The organism is Olegusella massiliensis, assembly GCF_900078545.1.
GTDB classification, from domain to species: Bacteria; Actinomycetota; Coriobacteriia; order Coriobacteriales; family Atopobiaceae; genus Olegusella; species Olegusella massiliensis.
In genome coordinates, this window is record NZ_FLLS01000002.1 from 1515110 (window position 1) to 1533752 (window position 18643).

General features: G+C 50.3%; 14 protein-coding genes. 10 read left to right on the forward strand and 4 right to left on the reverse strand.

Annotated features, from left to right (window positions below):
* The first annotated feature begins 4 nt into the window (after positions 1 to 4).
* From BN4314_RS06890 to BN4314_RS06910, 5 genes are all read left to right on the forward strand, one after another.
* Complete coding sequence (locus BN4314_RS06890) at positions 5 to 6040, forward strand: Cna B-type domain-containing protein (protein WP_068540479.1); 6036 nt, start codon at positions 5 to 7, stop codon at positions 6038 to 6040.
* 291 nt (positions 6041 to 6331) lie between these two features.
* A complete protein-coding gene (locus BN4314_RS06895) occupies positions 6332 to 6664 on the forward strand; it encodes a DUF4298 domain-containing protein (protein ID WP_068540481.1) in 333 nt (110 codons plus the stop codon).
* 81 nt (positions 6665 to 6745) lie between these two features.
* A complete protein-coding gene (locus BN4314_RS06900; RefSeq protein WP_068540483.1) occupies positions 6746 to 7705 on the forward strand; it encodes an NAD(P)-dependent oxidoreductase in 960 nt (319 codons plus the stop codon).
* 159 nt (positions 7706 to 7864) lie between these two features.
* Positions 7865 to 8554 (forward strand): queuosine precursor transporter, encoded by a 690-nt coding sequence (locus BN4314_RS06905; protein WP_068540485.1) that lies wholly within the window; start codon positions 7865 to 7867, stop codon positions 8552 to 8554.
* 243 nt (positions 8555 to 8797) lie between these two features.
* Entirely contained in the window at positions 8798 to 9304 is a 507-nt protein-coding gene (locus BN4314_RS06910) for a flavin reductase family protein (protein WP_068540487.1), read from the forward strand.
* Between the two features lie 154 nt (positions 9305 to 9458).
* Here the strand turns inward: BN4314_RS06910 and BN4314_RS06915 are convergent, their stop codons facing one another.
* Together BN4314_RS06915 and BN4314_RS06920 are read right to left on the reverse strand one after the other, a co-directional pair.
* Positions 9459 to 11576, reverse strand: coding sequence for a HelD family protein (locus BN4314_RS06915; RefSeq protein ID WP_068540489.1), 2118 nt, complete (start codon positions 11574 to 11576; stop codon positions 9459 to 9461).
* 3 nt (positions 11577 to 11579) lie between these two features.
* The gene (locus BN4314_RS06920; RefSeq protein ID WP_068540909.1) at positions 11580 to 12542 is read right to left on the reverse strand and encodes a DMT family transporter; all 963 of its coding nucleotides are present in this window, start codon (positions 12540 to 12542) and stop codon (positions 11580 to 11582) included.
* Between the two features lie 135 nt (positions 12543 to 12677).
* Here BN4314_RS06920 and BN4314_RS06925 point away from each other — a divergent pair, with 135 nt between their 5' ends.
* The 5 genes from BN4314_RS06925 (at position 12678) to BN4314_RS06945 (ending at position 17039) form a co-directional block, all read left to right on the forward strand.
* The gene (locus tag BN4314_RS06925; RefSeq protein ID WP_068540491.1) at positions 12678 to 13883 is read left to right on the forward strand and encodes an NADP-dependent isocitrate dehydrogenase; all 1206 of its coding nucleotides are present in this window, start codon (positions 12678 to 12680) and stop codon (positions 13881 to 13883) included.
* 75 nt (positions 13884 to 13958) lie between these two features.
* A complete protein-coding gene (locus BN4314_RS06930; RefSeq protein WP_148424880.1) occupies positions 13959 to 15407 on the forward strand; it encodes a PQQ-binding-like beta-propeller repeat protein in 1449 nt (482 codons plus the stop codon).
* Positions 15400 to 16203, forward strand: coding sequence for a hypothetical protein (locus BN4314_RS06935; RefSeq protein ID WP_187369561.1), 804 nt, complete (start codon positions 15400 to 15402; stop codon positions 16201 to 16203). The genes BN4314_RS06930 and BN4314_RS06935 overlap by 8 nt, the downstream gene beginning before the upstream one ends.
* Positions 16204 to 16252: 49 nt before the next feature.
* The gene (locus BN4314_RS06940; RefSeq protein ID WP_187369562.1) at positions 16253 to 16753 is read left to right on the forward strand and encodes a ribonuclease domain-containing protein; all 501 of its coding nucleotides are present in this window, start codon (positions 16253 to 16255) and stop codon (positions 16751 to 16753) included.
* A complete protein-coding gene (locus BN4314_RS06945; protein WP_021735497.1) occupies positions 16746 to 17039 on the forward strand; it encodes a barstar family protein in 294 nt (97 codons plus the stop codon). Before BN4314_RS06940 ends, BN4314_RS06945 begins: the two co-directional genes overlap by 8 nt.
* Positions 17040 to 17109: 70 nt before the next feature.
* On the opposite strand, the gene BN4314_RS06950 is transcribed toward BN4314_RS06945, so the two are convergent.
* Positions 17110 to 17796, reverse strand: coding sequence for a YoaK family protein (locus BN4314_RS06950; protein ID WP_021735303.1), 687 nt, complete (start codon positions 17794 to 17796; stop codon positions 17110 to 17112).
* A gap of 112 nt (positions 17797 to 17908) precedes the next feature.
* Positions 17909 to 18565, reverse strand: a complete 657-nt coding sequence (gene trhA / locus BN4314_RS06955; protein ID WP_068540499.1) for a PAQR family membrane homeostasis protein TrhA — start codon at positions 18563 to 18565, stop codon at positions 17909 to 17911.
* Positions 18566 to 18643 lie beyond the last annotated feature (78 nt).

Here is an 18643-nt window from a genome sequence, read left to right on the forward strand (position 1 = left end):
AGATATGAGACACTCTTCCACTCGCCACTTTATTCATCTGCTGCTTCTGGCTTTAATCCCTCTTGCGGTACTTTCAGTGCTGGTTGTACCGGCTTTGGCCGATGCACTAGGTGCTACCGAGCCTGCCGCTCAGGAAAAACCCGCTGCTCCATCGGCAAATGGGGAGGGGTCTGCCGCTAATGCTGCTGCCGCCACAGACGGCGCCCCAGCTTCCTCAGATGCGGCTGCCTCAGATAAGGATGCACTTGAGCAGAGCCAAGCGACAAGTGCTCCTGCTGTGCGAGCGCCCGCTCAGGCGTCGTCTTTTGATTTCAACATTAACTGGACCAACGCCGTAAGCTCAGGTGTTACAGCCTACAGCTACGACGATGCGGCCGACCCCAACCACACTAACCTTATTTTTCATCCCGTAAACAACCGTGGCTCTCTTACGGCAACGGTAGCCGTCTCGCTCAAGATCAACGCCCCCGCAAATGAGACCTTCCCTCCCGGGAGCATCAAGATCACCGTGCCTGCAGCTCTCTATAAGGGCTGGGATGGCACGAGCAATGTGAACTACGACATGTACGGCCCAAGGTATAATCCCACGCTCAAATGGCAGTTGGTGGAGGCACCCCAGACCTCATCGAGTGCCGACTTTAACTACGTGGACAACGGCGACGGTACGCTTACCATTACCAACTACACCACTCTTGCGGGAGGTGCTCAGTTCTACTTTGAACAGGCCTTCTCATTCACGGCAAGCCACGTGAAGGTGGACGCCCAGGGCGTCACGCACACGTCGTATAACATTACGCTCAAAGTTGATAAGGACGCTGACGGCACCAACGAGGTCAGCACAACCAAGACCCTCACGAGCGAGCTGCACAACAAGAACGACGACATGAGCGTAGCGCTCAAGCACGCTGACCTCACCTCGGAAGATGGCGTGTACCTTGGCTGGCGCAGCGCTTGGGGCCCCAAGCCCGCCGACGCAGATAAGTACTTCTACGTGATTTGGCATGCCGACGTAAAGCGCCCTGCCGACAACACTATTCCCTATACCTACATGTTCAGACAGGAGCAGCAGGACGGTGAGCTCATCGGTATCCAGCGCTATGGCCGAAATAAGCATGGCTTTGAGTCTCTCGGATATCTCAACGGCGACACGGATAGTTCCTATAAGGACATTACTAAGGATGGCTGGCGCAGCTACACGGACGAGCCTAACGTGGGCATGCTCAAGCAGTTTGACCCCGAATACCGGAAGGCAAACCCGTGGTCTGAGAACTGGCTCTGGAACAATGGATATGAGGCCAGCTACAACACCGTCCGTTACGCGCTTTTAGAGCGCTATCCCATCTCATTACTTGAGGAGGCCAAGGCGCGGGGCGTGGACCTTCAGCACGACGGCCTTCCCGTGCACAACAAGGTCTCCGTCCAAGAGACGCAGTCCAACGGCGTGACACGTGATAAAAAGTATGCCGAGGCGACTACCCAGGTGTATGTAAGACCCTATGGCGGAGACCTGGGCATTACCAAGAACTCTCGTGAATCAGGTGAGTATGGCTGGTACGAGTTTGCCCAGACGTTTATCGCGCAAGATCGTGATGCTGTCCTCACCACTCAGTCTCGGCCAACGTTTAGCACACATGCAACGTTTCAACCCCCGACTGCTCCCACTTGGGACGCGGCAACCGAGACGTACAGCGTTAAGCCCTATGTGGCCGAGGTGGAGGAGGCAACGCCTCGGGTCATGACCGAGAACAAGTTTTCACAGCGTCGTCGAGCCAGCGAAGTGCTACCCACGATGACCGAGCTTGAGGATGCAGACTACAGCTATTCGTCGGTGAGGCTAGCCCTCGCTGGCTACGATGCGTACCCCGGATCCCAGGGCGTCTGGCAGCTGGCCTCTGATCAAGGGACCGACGGCGAGAAGTTCGGCGCTACCGAAATCTTGATTCGCAAGGCGGGATCACCTAACTATGAGCTGTATGGCAAGCTCACTGTGGAATACACGGGCGCCAAGGCTACCCCCACCTATACCTTCACGCCCGCCGATGGCAGCGAGCCCACCAAGGGCGCAACGGTTGCATTGCCTGACTCGGTCGTGGGACTCAAGTATCGCGTGCACAGCCAGTACTTCCGCACATCCCTCACGGCGGCCACCACGCTGACCTTGCATCCGACCGCACATCTCAAAGGTCTGATTGCTGCAGACATGCAGGCAGAGCAGCCCACATCCCTCGCCACGAGTGCCTCGTTGCGCCTGTCTGAGGACGGTCAGCAGAAGAGTAGCGCTAACACGCTCTATCAGGACGCTTTCGTTGCTGCCTCCCGGCTTAGAGGTCTCACCTTTACTACGTATCTTGAAAAATCGCAGCTTAGCGGCAAAGACTCTAGCGGCAAAGACTACTTTATAGACGATGCCGCCGCGGGCGTTCAGACGCGCTGGGTCAACGCCAGGTTCGGGACCTACTCCTCGCTGTGGGGCTCGGGCTATAAGGACAAAAGCTACCTCAAGCCTTACGTGGTCACATCGGGCGTGTTTTATGACCTGCTTCCCGCTGGAACCTCGGTAGATGCCTCGCAGGTGCAGATGTTCACCGGTCCTTGGGGCTACGATAGCCTTCCCAAGGACGCCTATTCCGTGCGCTTCCAGGAAAACTGGGAGGGCTCGGGACTTACAATGATGATTGTTGAGGTCACGGTACCCGACGAGATAGCGGATGCCGCCAAGCTGCGTGAGCATGCGTTTAGTCTGCGTATTCGCTACCCGCTTGCAAACTCCTACCACAACATTGCCGACCGCGGCAACAAGGTACTCAACACCGTTGCCTTCCACGATACGTCAGGTGCTACCAAAAAAGACCTGTCGGGGAGGTTTACCAACCCCAACTACCTCAGGCGGCAGTATTACCAAGACCTCATCAAGGATGACCCCACAGAATGGGCGTTGCAGCAGACCGACATTGAGTACAACCCCGTTACGGTCAAGCAGTCGGGTGTCTCCAAGAAGGTTGCTAACGACCATGATAAGCTCTATGACAGCCAGACGAGCGAGTATTTGGGCAACAAATACTCCTATCAGCTCTTGTTTGGTACGTCTAACAGTACCCGCACGGATAACCTTGTGTTTTATGACATTCTTGAAAACGGTTCCAAGACCGAAAGTAGTGCCTGGAGAGGCACGTTTGACTGGATTGACCTGAGCTCTATCAAGGCAAAAGAATCATGGAACCATCCCGGTGAGACTTGCGCTCCTGTGGTGTACTACGCCACGAGAGTGCCTACCACAGCCCAGATGGATATCTCCAACACAAGCGTGTGGAGCACCACCGAGCCTGCCAACAAGGCCAGCATTAAGGCCATTGCGATAGATTGCACCAAGACAAACAAAGGCAACGACTTCTCGCTTGACTATGGCACGGGCGCCAGCGCATACGTGCACATGGTGGCACCTACTGATGAGGCACTGGTAGGCAAGCAGGCAGTCAACCCCGTGTATGCGATGGCTCGCACCTTTGTGGGTCAGTCTGCCTCATCAAGCGATAAGGTCAAGTCCTATGAGGCCTCCGCTAAGATTAAGCTTTTGGGCTATGACCTTGAACTTCACAAGACCTCAGATCCCGCAACGGGTACCAAGGACGCGCCTGCCCAAATCGACAACACCAAGGGCACGCCGGTGACCTATACGCTGAGCGTCACCAACAAGGGTACAGAGCTTGCACTGAGAGACATCGTAATAAAAGACCCCATCCCCGAAGGTCTTTCGGTACTGCGCGACCAGATTAAGGTGACCTGCCCTGAGCTCAAGCTTAATGGCGCCACCCTGACCACGGCGACCTCGGTGTCTGCCTCCGAGGAGGACGGCACACTCACTCTGGGCATCGGCTCTTTGCCCGCAGGTGCCACGATGAAACTCAGTATCCCTACGGCCCTTACAGACGACCTTATAAAGTCAACGACCTTCGTGAACACAGCACACATCACCTCTGTTGAAGGACATGACAAAGACATCGCCTCTGAGACGACCTATCACAAGGCAACTAAGACCTACACCCTTGACTATGTGGTCTCACCTGATCCTATCTACGGCACGCCAGGGGATAGCACCACACCTGCAAGTGTCAGTGACATTGAGTACGATACCACCCAAACACTTGCCAAGACGCTTGTGACCACTCAAACAGGTGCTACCAAAGACGGTAAAGAGGTTCAGGGCTACTGGACCTTTGCAGGCTGGACCCACAAGCAGGATGGCACCGAGATCATCACCAAGCTCAATATCCGCAAAAACGAGACGGTCTATGGCCGCTGGGTCTTTGTTCCTACCAAAGATCTGACCGTAACCAAGTCCTGGGCAGGCATCTCTCCTGCAGGTACCTCCAACCTTTCAGTCACCCTTGAGCTCATGCGTGATGGGGTGGCGACGGGTAACACCCAAACACTGAGCGCTGCAGGAGGCTGGCAGGCTACCTTTAAGGGGCTTGTGCTTTACGACAACGCAGGTAAGGCCCATGTCTATACCGTACATGAGCAAGGAGAAAAAGACGGTAAGCTGAGCCTGGCATCTCAGGACTTTGCCGTAACCTATGGTAAAGATGGACACTCAGTTACCAACACCCTTAATAACCCCAAGATTCAAATTACAGGCTCTAAGGTTTGGGATGATAAGGACGATCAAGACGGCATCAGGCCTGACTCTGTAGTAGTGAGCCTGCGTGCTAACGGCAAAGATACCGATAAGAGTGCAACTCTTACCAAGGAAAACTCTTGGGCCTTCTCATTTAAAGATCTTGATACCTACGACAAAGACGGTAAAGCTATCTCCTACAGCGTGGTAGAGCCTGCCGTACCTGAAGGCTACACCTGCTCTATCACCGGCTCTCAGGACAAAGGCTTTACTATTACCAATACCCATAGTCCCGCTGAGCGTACCATCAACGTTACTAAGAGCTGGATAGACAACAACAACGGACGAGGCCTTCGTCCCTCATCTATTACCGTAAATTTGCTTGCCAACGGTACCAAGGACAAGTCACTCGTACTTACAGCTGATAAGGATGGTAACTGGAAGGGAAGCTTTGGCTCTGTGCCAGTAAATGCTGGCGGCAAGGCTATTAGCTACACCGTTACTGAGGATGCGGTAGAACACTATCAAGCAACCCAGCCTGTTGCTGTTGAAAATGACACTGCCTCCATTACCAATACCCTTGTTGGTACCATCACCATTCCTGTTCAAAAGAAGTGGGTAGGCCCTGCTGCAAAAAGCGTCACCATACATCTATTTGCTGATGGGCAAGAGATTGATAGCGTCACGATCGATAAGGCCTCTGGCTGGCACCATGAATTTAAAGACCTTCCTGAATACACCAACGGTGTTCCCATTACCTACAGCGTGACCGAAGATCCTATTGCAGGCTATACAACAGAGGATATCGAAGGCAACATCCAAGAAGGCTTTACCATCACCAATAGCTATACTCCTACCTCTACAAGCTATGAGCCCTCCGTACAAAAGCGCATTGAGGGCCCCTCTCCTGCAACGCCTGATAGCTTTGAGTTTGTCCTGACGCCCAAAGACTCCTCGTTCCCCATGCCTGAGAGTGCCAAAGACGGCCGTGCTGTCGCGCAGCTCACAGGTGAGGGCACCACCACGTTTGGCCAGATTAGCTTTACGATGCCTGGTACCTATAGCTATACAATCACCGAAACCAAAGGCGATGCTGGCTGCAGCTACGATGATGCGACCTATACCCTAACGCTTACCGTTGAAGATATCGGCGCAGGTGTTCTTCAGGTTACCCAAAACAGCCTCACCCTCACGCGCGGTGGTACAGAAAAAGACGCAGATCTTTCCTCTGAGCAGGGAAATGCAGTCTTTACTAACGTCTACGCCAAGCCTACACCTGCTAAGCCAAAGGTAAAGCGCACCAAGCGTGCACTTCCCAAGACAGGAGATGACACTAACTTCGTTGCAGGTTCTCTTGTTGTCTCAGCACTGGGTCTCATCGCAGGCGCAGCCCTTCTTGCTCGCAGAGAACGCCAGTGTGACTAGCACTCAGCTCAGGTCGTACAGAGCAGGGTCTGCTCAACGTTAAGACCCACAGAGGCAAGACAAAGACGCGGTGGTCGGGAAACCGGCCACCGCGTTCAACGTCCTTAACGGCATCTGTTTTGGCGATGCAATGACGCAATAAAACCCGATATAGTCAATCTGTGTGCCGTTTGAGCAGGTCTTGCTAAATCACGTGCGCACCTGCCTTTGCGTGATGACAGACGGCTAGACTGGGTATATCCAAGAACGTCGGATGCATCTTTGTATACCTAAAAAAGTGAGGTAGCACCTATGGACGTCAATGCCACACAGATAGCACGTATTCAAGCTATGGAAGCTGCGCTCAATAGACTGATTAATAGCATTGATCAGATTGACCGCGCACTTAATACCTACGAATCGATGTGGGCAGACTACTCTGCCCTCGATAGCTACTACTCTGGCAAGCTTTGGTGGGATGACCTTGCTGCTGATGAAGCAGGTGCGCTTCCTGTTGATCTGCCTCGCGGTGTTCTATCAGAAGATGGAGTCTACGATGCCCTCGGATCAGCTGAGGCACTACGCGAGCGTATTCGCGAATTAGCTGAGCTACGCAGCACATCGTTGCTCGACAAAGAACGCTAGGCATTAATGCTCACCAGGTTAGAAACTGCATACAAATAGGTACGATAGTGGAGACAGACAAGTTCCACAAAGGGGCAGCTTATGAAAATCGTAGCTTTTGAAGTTCGAGCTGATGAGCAAGCTGAGTTTGCTCGGCAAGCAAAGCTTCCTGATATTGAGCTCAAATTGAGATCAGATGCTCTGAGTGCAGATACGCTTGATGCTTGCAATGGCGCAGATGCCGTGCTCATTCTTGGACGCATGCACTACGATGAACAGCTCTTGGCGGCTATTAAAGCGCGTGGCGTAAACTGCTTGGTTACTCGCTCTATTGGTATGGATCATATCGACCTGGATGCAGCTCAACGTCTAGGAATTGCGGTGTCGAATATCAGCTATGCGCCTGATAGCGTGGCGGATTTCACCATCATGTTGCTTCTTATTGCGCTGCGCAAATATAAACCAGCGCTGTATCGTCAAAATGTCAATGACTATTCGTTGGCAGGTCTCCAGGGACGTACCTTATCCTCGCTTACTGTGGGTGTTATTGGCGCAGGGCGTATTGGACGTGCGGTGCTGGAGCGTCTTTCGGGATTTGGCTGCAAGCTCCTTGCATATGGTCCATCAGGTGTTCGTGATGTTCCTGCTGGCGTGCAAGCAGCTAGCCTCGAAGATTTGCTTGCCCAAAGCGATGTCGTAAGTTTTCATGTGCCTTTAACGAGCGAGACGCAGGGTATGGTGGATGCAGACTTTATTGCGCGCATGCGCGATGGTGTTGTGCTGGTCAATACTGCCCGTGGCGAGCTCATGGATGTTCCCAGCTTGATTGAAGGCATCGAGACAGGCAAAATCGGCGCTTTGGCAATGGACGTCTTTACCAACGAAGGGTCAATTTATCATCATAGCCTGGTCAACGATATTGTTGCTAATAGGGATATGGCGTATCTGCGCCAATTTCCCAATACGGTACTTACGCAGCATATGGCGTTTTATACCGAACAAGCGGTGGGGGAGATGGTATCGCACGCGATTGAGGCGGCGCGTCGCCTGTGTGCTGAGTAGCAAAGGCGGAGGCGGGTTTAGTCGCTAGCTTCTGCTTGAGCACAAGAGCTGCAAGTACGAGCGAAGGCTTTAGAGTCATGCTTGTGTTGTATTGCACCGCACATTTATGCGAAAATATGCCCTCGTGTGGCACGAAGGAATACTAGTGAGGGGAACTAGATGTACAACGTATTCATGCTTGCCGCTGAGTCGGTAGTCTGTTTTTCACTTTTGGTAATGGTTGCAAAGTTTTTTGGCAAGCCTGGCCTTTATGTATGGATGGCAGTTGCATCGATTTTGGCGGAGATTCAGGCCTGCGTTATGTGTGACTTTGTCGGAGTCGTCTCGACTCTAGGTAATGTTTGGTTTGCTTCAAATTTCTTGGCAACTGATATTTTGAATGAGGTATATGGACATGAGGCTGCCATAAAAGCAGTTAAACTGCAGGTTGCAGCGCTGATTACCTATATTATTGGTGCGCAGATTACCCTGCTATACCTGCCCTCTTCGTTTGATATGGCAATGCCTGCACTGATGACAACTTTCTCGATGTCAATTCGTACAACGGGCGCAAGTGTCGTTTGCTTGGTTGGTGCCAACTGGCTGTCTGTCCAGATTTATAGTCTTTTGCGCGATCGCATTGGACACCGCTTGTTGTGGCTACGTGAAAATATTGCCGATACAAGCGCAAACGTAATTGAGAACTTTGCTTTTATGTTCCTTGCTTTTGGTGGCCTGTATAGTATGCCTGACCTACTTGTTATGATTATCAGTGTCTCGGTTATTGAGACTATTATTAGCTTTATTGATACGCCCTTTTTGTATCTGGCGCGCTACGTAATGGGCGAAGGCGAGCCAGTTATTGCCTAGGATGAAAGCCTGCATAAACTGTATTTTTCAGCCGGGAAGCCTTGTGCCTCTCGGCTGGTTTTTTACGCACGCCGAAAAAGCGGACATGCGCATAATTTGCCCTTCTGCTTTTGCTACGCTAGAGCAGAAGCAAAACCTCAACTTTTGATTATGAGTTGCTGAAAGCGGGGATTTCCGTCACAGCAGCCGCAGAGGGGTGGCTGTGGTTTGCTTGCTCAACAAAAAAGAGCTTGGGGAGGAAGTATGGACGCAACTGCTTTATTTAAGTTTAGTTCGGGTCTTTATGTCGTATCGGCTGCCACCAAAGATGATTATGGTGCCTGCATTATTAATACGGGCCTGCAGCTGACAGCGCAGCCTTTGCAGGTAGAGGTTGTAGTGAACAAAGAAAACCACACTGAGCACGTGATTGAAGAAGCAGGACACTTTGCCTTGGTGGCTCTGACCCAGACAGCTGATATGCCCTTTATTGGTCGTTTTGGCTTCCGTACCTCAAGCGATTTTGATAAGTATGAGGGAATTGAATGCCTCAAGACACTCGATGGCGATCCATATTGCCCTGAGCATGCTGCCTGTCTTGTTTGCTGCAGGGTTGTTCAGCAGCTTGATGTGGGAACGCATATGCTTTTTGTGGGAGAGCTTGTTGATGCACAAAACCTTAATGATGAGCCACCTTTGACGTACGCGTATTATCACAGCACGCTCAAGGGCAAGACTCCCAAGAAAGCCTCTTCCTATATTGGTGATTAAAGCTTACGAGAGGTATGAGAATTTAAGTCTTGCAAGCGGCAAGAGAACGTAAACCTCGCGGGAGGCACAAGAATTAAACCTCATAGCTCACAAGCCCGAGCGAGGAAATATACACCTTGCGGCACACAAGAGCGGGCAAGAAAATTGTGATGGGCTAAGTGCGCTGAAGTAGCGGGCTCATCTTGTTTTGGGAGTAGATCTCAACAACATGAGTTGCGCGTGAGATAGCAGTGTAGAGGCGGCGACGCGCAATTGGAGTGTCGGGATATACGTCTATTTGGGTATCAGGAATGATGACACGGTCAAATTCCAAACCTTTAGCAAGTTTGAGATCCATCACAATGACGCCTTTTGCCGGCAAAGCCTCATCACGACTGAGCAGCTTGACGTCACGGCCCAACTGACGTGCGAGCCAATGTGCACGCTGTCTATCTGCACAGATAATCGCTGTAAGTCCACCTTTTTGAGCGGCATTTTTGGCAGCAGCGCGCAACGTGTCTATATAGTCATCATTGCTACAGGCCTTAATAATGGGTTCGATTCCTGATTCCTGTACCGAGGTGAGCTGGGCCTGCTCCTTTTCGGAGAGAAGACTGGCAAAAAGTGCGGTAACTTCAGGAGAAGAACGATAACTTGTGAGGAGCCTGGCTTCCTTAATCGCAGTGGCGCCTCCAAAGATTTCACGGATTTCATTCCAGCTTGCAGAATGCTCGCGCGTTGCCTGATGAGGATCGCCCAGCAGCAAGAAATGAGCTCCACGGAAATAACGTGCAAGTACGCGCAGTTGGACTGTGCTGTAGTCCTGTACCTCGTCAATCACGACATAGCGCGCATCTTCGGTACCATGTCCTGTAATCAGGAGTCGTAGCCATAGATGCTCTGCTCCACTGAGACTTTTTGTACCGAGAACGCGCGTGCCAATACGGTCGAGTCGCAACCATTCCAAGGCGTCGACAGCTGCGTGTGCTGCGGCAAATCGCGTGGCTATAAATTCACGGGTAAGTGCAATAGTTTCCTCTTCGCTATCGGGGTCAATACGGTGACCAAAGATCTCAACTTGTTCGTCAATATCCAGTCCAATGAGTTCTTCTTGCCAACGTTCTTCGCGTGACATGCGACCAAACTTACGCTCGATAGCCTCATGCATTTTGTCAGTTGAAAGGGCAGTACGACGTGGACCAGCAGAAAATTTTGCGAAGGAGTTCCAAGCAGAGGCTACTTGACTTGGTTTGAGGATGGACTCACCTGCAAGGGAGATGCCGCGGAAGTCTTGCGGTTCAAACTCCAGCGTTGCCAATGCTTGTTCAAGCGCATCCAGCTGGCTTGCATTGCCTTCAGCACCATCACCACGCTGGTCCAATCCAAGACGCGCAAGAAACTCCTGCCAGGTGTTTGTCTGGGGATTTGCCTCACCCAGCTGCGGTAAGACTGTATCGATATACCGTCCAAAAACTGGGCTCGGGGTAAAAAGCCACACGTGGCTGGCATCAAGATTGTCACGTTGGCGATACAACAAAAATGCGATGCGCTGCAACATGACCGACGTTTTGCCCGAGCCAGCAATACCTGATACCAGCAGTACCGGTACATCTTTGTGACGAATGATAGTGTTTTGCTCACGCTGAATGGTGGCTGTAATAGCGCGGAGTTTTTCAGAATGCTGCCGCCGCAGTGCATTAAGTAACAATGCATCCTCGATAGCGACATTGGTATCAAAATACGAGTGAAGCGCATCCCGCACGAGGTCAAATTGGCGGCGCAGCAACAGCTCAACCGTGCGCACACGGTCGCCAACCATATAAGACGTTTTGCCCATTTCTTGATTGTAGTAGGTCTCAGCAATAGGACTGCGCCAGTCAACAACCAAGGGATTTGCTTCTTTATCGGTGACGCCCGTGGTACCGATATAGACATCGCGAGGTGGGCGACCAGGACGCATGCGCAGGGTGACTTTGGCGAAATAGGGCTGCTCAAGCAGCAGCAAAATGCGTGCCAACTTATCTACCGAGATATCGTGATAGTTGTTATAGGTATCGATAACGGAATTGAGTGTCTCGATGGCCGCAAGGGTCTCCATGGTTTCATCGGCACTGCCAAAGTTTAAGCGGACCTCTTCAGAAAGGGTAATAAGGTCCTGCCGCGCGCCATGATGGTTGGTCTCGATTTCCTCGCTAAGTTCGTCACGCAGGGAGATGAGCTGGGCATATATCTCACTGAGATGGGCTTGTTCTGCAGCAAATTCAGCAGTGTTCTTGACCGTTGAAGCATCCATTTACTACTCCGACAAGATGGGGGCAGTGCTTGTTTGGGCACTTTCGCGCTGTTCTTTGCGCTCTATGTGACCACCAATCAGTTCACTGACCAAAATTGATACAAAAATTGAAGCAAAACCTACAAGCATAAGTGCCGTTAGGGTCTCGTGATACATGAAAACCGAAAAGATAACGCCAAACACGCTCTCAAAAGACATGATAAGTGCTGCCTGAGAGGGATCAACATACTTTTGTCCGAAATTTTGCATCACGATAGCAAGGACGGTGCTCAACAAAATCAAGAAGGCAAGTTTGCCAAGCAAATCTGGCGTAAAGCTTGAGATGGTGGGCAGTGCGTCTTTTGTAACGATGCCTGCAAGTGCACATACCGCAGCAAATACTAATAATTGAATGACAATGAGGGTGGGTAGATCATGGGCGGGTGCCAGTATAGAAATCAGCACAATGTTGATAGCGAAAAGTACTGCACAGCCGAGAGTCAAAGTGTCTCCAAGACCCATCGTAAAGGCGCTTGCAAGTCCTGTGGCACTGCTTCCCACGGTGACAAAACAAACCCCCACAATGCATAAAAGCGCAGCTAGAACATTATGTGCCTGAGGACGCTTGTGCTTTATTGCCCAATACAAAAAAGGCACTATCACACAGTAAGTTGCCGTAAAAAAGGCATTTTTAGCGGGCGTTGTATAGGTCAGGCCTATATTTTGTACCAGATAAGCAGCGCCACCCGAGATGCCAATGAGCGCGCCTGCCACCACATGCGAGGAATCTAGATTGTCCCGGAGGCGCTTCCAAAAGATTGGTATACAAAAAAGCCCCGCCGCTGCAAAGCGGATGGCAAGGAGCCACGTTGCTGGAATCGCATCAAGGGCGCCTTTGAGCACAACAAAGGAACTACCCCAGATCAGTGTGGTGACAAGCAGAGCAAGTTTGTAGACCCATAGAGGGAAGGCAGTTGTTCTTTTCATGGGGCAAGTATAGCGGCAAATACAATTTTGCGTGAGCATTGTTGCGCTGTGTTACGGCTAACCCAGTCACGCTGTGCTGCGCGCTACAATATATAGGTTGCAAGTACTTGGCTACCAGCATCTCAAGGGAGACTTATGGCTGACAAAATCCAGATGAAAACACCGCTTGTCGAGATGGACGGCGATGAAATGACCCGCATCATCTGGCAGATGATCAAAGACGAGCTGATTTTCCCGTTTATTGATTTTAAAAGTGAGTATTACGACCTTGGTCTGGAAAATCGCGATAAAACTGGCGATCAAGTAACTATTGATTCAGCTGAAGCTACCAAGCGTTTGGGTGTTGCCGTTAAGTGTGCAACCATTACTCCCAATGCGCAACGCGTGGAAGAGTATAAGCTGCATCAAATGTGGAAGAGCCCCAATGGCACTATTCGTGCCATGCTTGATGGTACGGTTTTTCGTTCGCCCATCATTGTGCGCGGTATCGATCCGGTGGTGCGCAGCTGGAAAAAGCCTATTACCATTGCTCGTCACGCGTACGGCGATGTGTACAAAAACGCCGAAATGCGCGTGCCAGGCGCTGGCAAAGCGGAACTTGTTTTTACGGCACCAGATGGCAGCGAAACCCGTGAGCTTATTCAAGAGTTCACTGCTCCTGGCATCATTCAGGGTATACACAATCTGGATGCTTCCATTGAAAGTTTTGCGCGTAGCTGCTTTGAATTTGCACTTTCTACCAGGCAGGATTTATGGTTTGCTACCAAAGACACCATTAGCAAAACCTACGATCATCGTTTTAAAGATATCTTTGCTGAGATTTTTGATGCAGAGTATCGCGAGCGCTTCAAGGCGGCAGGTATTGAGTATTTTTATACCCTTATTGATGATGCCGTAGCGCGCGTGATGAAGTCCGAAGATGGTTTTATTTGGGCTTGCAAGAACTACGATGGCGATGTGATGAGCGATATGCTCTCGAGCGCCTTTGGTAGTCTTGCGATGATGACCTCGGTACTTGTCTCGCCCCATGGCTACTACGAGTATGAAGCTGCACATGGCACTGTGCAGCGCCACTACTACAAGCATCTCAAGGGTGAGCCTACAAGCACCAACTCTGTGGCAACAATTTTTGCTTGGTCAGGCGCCTTGCGCAAGCGTGGTGAGCTTGATGGCTTGCCCGCACTGATGGCTTTTGCTGACAAGCTTGAACAGGCAACCATTGATACGATTGAGTCAGGCCAGATGACGGGAGACCTTGTGCGTATCACAAGTATTGCCAATCCCACAACGCTGGATACACAGGGTTTTATTGCTGCTATTGCAAAGAGACTCAAGGCGTAGTGGAGCGCTTGAATGACAGATCCTGTGGGTACAAACCCAATGCGCGAGTCACCAGAACCACAAGGAGGCACGGCTGTGTTTGCAAATCCTGACCGTATCCTTGCGCTTGTTCTTGGAGCTTTCTTTGCCGTGGTAGCTGTGCTCATGGTATTTCATTGGCATTGGAGATTTCCTGATTGGCAGGATTTGCCCAGTGCTCGTCTCAATCTATTTTTGAACGGTGGGCCGGTGAGGGTATCTTTAGAAGCAGGTACCGATGCCGATGCAAAAGAGACAACACAAATTCCCATCTTTCAGGAACTGTACGAACGTGAGTTATTAAATAAATTTGCTCCATCACGAAAGCTTGTACTGGATGAATTATCGTTGATGCCGGGTTTAGCACACACGAGAAGTTTTGATGCCTGGGATGGCTCGCCAGCAATGAGCAGGCATATGGTGCCCCAAGGTGTTGCGGTATCTGACAAGTGGATTTTTGTCTCGGCATATGACGGTGCCTATCAAACAAATTCTGTGCTCTACATGATTGATAAGGCAACGGGCAAACTTGCCAAGACTATCGTGCTGGAGGGTCAACCTCATGTGGGTGGTTTAGCGTATGACAATACCGTTGACCGTCTTTGGATAGCAACACATAAGGGCAAAGCTGCTCAACTTGCCTCGGTGAGTCTAAAACAGCTTGAAGCGTATAAAGCTGAGGATAATAAACTGCTTGAATATGATACTCAAATAAGTATTGCGAGTCCTAAGCGCGCATCTTTTGTTGAGTATTTTGAAGGTAGTTTGTATGTGGGATATTTTGATGTTGCAGGTCCGGGTATCCTGTGTCGCTATCGTTTGACGTGGGGAGGAGAGTTGCTTGGCGAGGTGGCAAGCTCTCCTACTGAGACTTGGGAAATCCCCACGCGTGCTCAGGGAGTAGCACTCACAAAAGACTATGTGTTTGTCTCACAGTCCTATGGTGTTGAATCATCAAGACTGTATGTATATGAGCGCCAGAAGACTCGTACCCCGCATGCAGATCCTTTTGTAAGTGAAGTCCAGGCTGAGGCAAAAGATGTGACTGAGCTTGCTCGTCTGCGCGCAAAGGCAGCTGATAAAAGTACAGATATACTCCTCAATTTTGCCAAAAGGCAGCAAAATCGCCCCGATGCGACTTCTTCAGCAGACCCTCTCAGTACTCAGATAGGTTCCGCTGATGGAGGTTCCGCGGGTGCTACTAAGCCATCGGCACACAGCCTCAATGCAAAGTTTGTAAATAGCGCTGCCGAATCCATAAAAAGCATTGCACGCCAAGTCCGCAAAGCGAGTAACAAGGCAGCTCAATACCATTCAAATTATATTGCCTGCCTGCGCTTGCCACCGATGATGGAAGATATTTCCGTTAAGGATGGGTTGCTTTACGCTGTTTACGAATCTGGTGCGGCAATTTATCGAGAAAAATATGGTGTGGGAGTCGATCGTGTCGTTGCCTACCCCTTAGAAGTTATCCTTGAGCAAGCGGGGGTGACAAATGATGAGTGACTCCTCGCAAGATAGCAAAGTTCGCTTATCTCGTACTACACGTTTCCCGCTTACTAGACTTGTGCTTTGTTTTGGTGGCTGGATTTTCCTTTTTTTGTTGCTAGGAACCAATAATCCCGTCTCTCAAATCCTCAATTTGTCCCCTTGGGGTTTTGTGCTGGAGGCCAAGCCCTTAGATTATCTTGTATGTATTGGTGGACCACTTCTTGCTTTTGTCTTGGCAGTGGCGTTGTTGGTAGTGGGAGTTGGTCCCATTCGTGCAAAGCAGGCCCTTTTTTGTGATCCTCTCCTTGATCATCTATTTAAAAAACCACAGCTTGAGACCCCACAAACTTTGATTGCCTTTATCCTGCTTTTTGTGTTGCTGCGCATGGCAGGTGAGTTGCTTGCCATCTTTTTGCCTCCCGCTCTGATACCGGAGACACCTTTAGTGCTTGCAGATTTTCAGTTTGATACTCCTGTGTTAGGTATTGCGGTGGGTTTGCAACAACTCTTTTTCATGGCACTTCATCTGCTTATTGTGCTTGCGCCCTTATCGCTTGCCGAGCAGTCTCGTTTGCTAGACAAAGCGGGTTCGTGGCGGTGGCTTTGTGTGGGGCTTTGGCTCCTTATTGCAGGTAGCTTGGTAGAGTTTACGCCGCTTACGGGTACGTTTGTGTACTGCGCATTGGCATATGGACCGTCTCGGGTGCTTTGTGGCTGGTATTTTTTGAGGACAGGAGATTTTGCCCGGACAGTGTTTTTTGCTTGGGTTATTGAGGAGGTTCTGGGCTTTGCATTTTACGTTTTGTTCTAACGGGAAACGTGTATTTTGTAACGTAAAAATAGCAAGTGTCGTTATCAGTTTGCTGCTGTCGTTTGTGCTGCTTGCTGGTTGTAAGGCAACCTCACCTGTGCAGGCGTATAACAATGCCCAGGGCGGCGTTGCAGGAGATAGCCAAAGTGAAGTGAGCATCGCTAAAGGTGAAAACTATTACGACCTTGAAAGTGTTGTGCTCTATCTGGAAAGCTACAATGAGCTGCCACCCAACTATGTCACTAAAAAAGAAGCACGTAAACAAGGATGGTATGGAGGCAACCCCAGCAATGTGATACCAGGCGCTGCAATTGGAGGCGATTATTTTGGCAACTATGAGGGTGCCTTGCCCAAGCTGCCAAAAACGGAGCATTATCGCGAATGCGATATTGATACGTATGGAAGTACGTCTCGTGGCGAGCGTCGCCTAATCTATGTGGATGATGGTGATAGTAGTAATGGAGCAGGTCCATACTATTACACCGAAGACCACTACGACAGCTTTGCTGAAGTGCAGATTCAAAATGGCAAGGTGATTATAAATGACTGACGTCGTAGAGCGACCACGCTATATTCTTAGTGCAAAAAAGATGAGCGACAGAAACAAAGCGCTCGATTATATGTACGAAACCCTGCCGTTGCCAAGTGATGGCGGCCGCAATCTTGATGCGATTGCTGATTTGATGGGGGAACTTCCGAGTTGCGTCATCGAACTAAGACATGTTGAGCTGCTTGATGGAAATGGCCCTCTAGCTGAGTGGGGTCTGCAGCTTCGTCGCATGCTTTTTGATACCGCCCTGCAACGTGATGACCTTGACCTTGTCATTGTCCGCTAATCTACAAGCTATCGCGGGGCAGAAAGTGACAAAGGTAAGTGGTTTAAAAGGCACGTGGGTCATTATGAGCCTAGATTGCCTTGTGATGGTTGTCGCGATGCATGAGAAGCCAGCCAATTCCCAGCAAAACACAGCTGATTGCAATGGTGTGTAGTCCTAGGTGTACAAGCAGAGCATTACCTAAAACAGCACCGATAACAAAGGTGACAACCACACCGTAATAAAGTCCTGCTGTCTGTAAATGAGAGATTTTCTTTCCATCAAAATACTCGACGAGTTCCTGTGTACCACTGCGTAGGTTGCCGATACACATGGTGGTGGCAAACGCATGCCCATGCAGCTTGCGAAAAGCTTGTACTTGCATGCCACAAGCGAGGGAAGTCAGACTGTTGGCAATAAGGTTATAGTCGGGTCCTAAGCAAGCAACTATAGCAAGCAAAACGATTTCTCCCAGCACGACATGCTGGCGCCAATGGATGCCTGGCTCCTTTGGACTGTCATGTTTGTGACGGTGGCGAATGAGCTCGGAGGCGATACAGCCCAGCGCAAATGCGATGATGGGGGAGAGGTAGCGGCCAATGACATCCCAGTTGCCGGTGGAAAGATTGACACCCAAAAGAAGCAGATTGCCTGTTTGAGCATTTGCAAATACCTTGCCACGTGCGAGATAGGAATAGGCATCCATCAAGCCACCAGATAGTGCCAATACCAGCGCAAGCTCAAGTGATTCGGATGTTTGAATGGCCTTGGATCGCACAGATAAACCTTTCGCAGAACAAGCTTGCTCTCAACAATGGCACAATCTGTGCTGAGCACAAGACTCAAGCCAAAGTTTTGACAAGAATCAAACCTTACAGGTTTTCGCAAGCCTAAACCATGCGCATAAAACCAATCATCTGGATGACTGACCCTAGCAGTACAAAGATATGCCAGACACAGTGCATAGGTGGATATTTGCTTCCTGCCAAATAAAAGATGATGCCTATCGTATAGGCTAGCCCACCCGCAAAGATCCAAGCCAGCCAGCCTTGCCCTACCTCAAGCAGAGTAGGCAGGGGGATGAGCATGATTGCCCAACCCATCAAAAGGTAGCTAATTTGACTGAATACCTTGGTAGGCTTTGCCGTCATATCATAGGCATTTGCAGCAATTCCCAGCGCTGCAATACCCCATTCCACTGCAAGCAATAATTTACCAGCAGTTGTATTCCAAAACACAATAAGTGCAATGGGCGTATAACAACCTGCAATCAACAAATAGATAGAGCAATGATCAAGGATGCGTAGCACTTTCTTTGCTCGTCCTACGGGTAATGCATGGTAGGCGGTACTCACGCCATAGAGCAACATCAGGGAGAGTGCATAGACAACAATGCCGACAATCTTTGGGACCGAAGGCGCCTCAAGGGCAGAACGGAGCATCCATCCCAATGCGAACAGACCAAGTCCAACGCCGACAAGATGCGAAATAGCATTAACCGCTTCTTCACTGGGGCTATATTTGGGTAAAGGAATGCGATCGAGCATGGTGACCTCCCTTGTTCCTTCTGTATAATTGTAACAATATAGATATGAGATTATAGGGTTATTAAAAACCATACACAC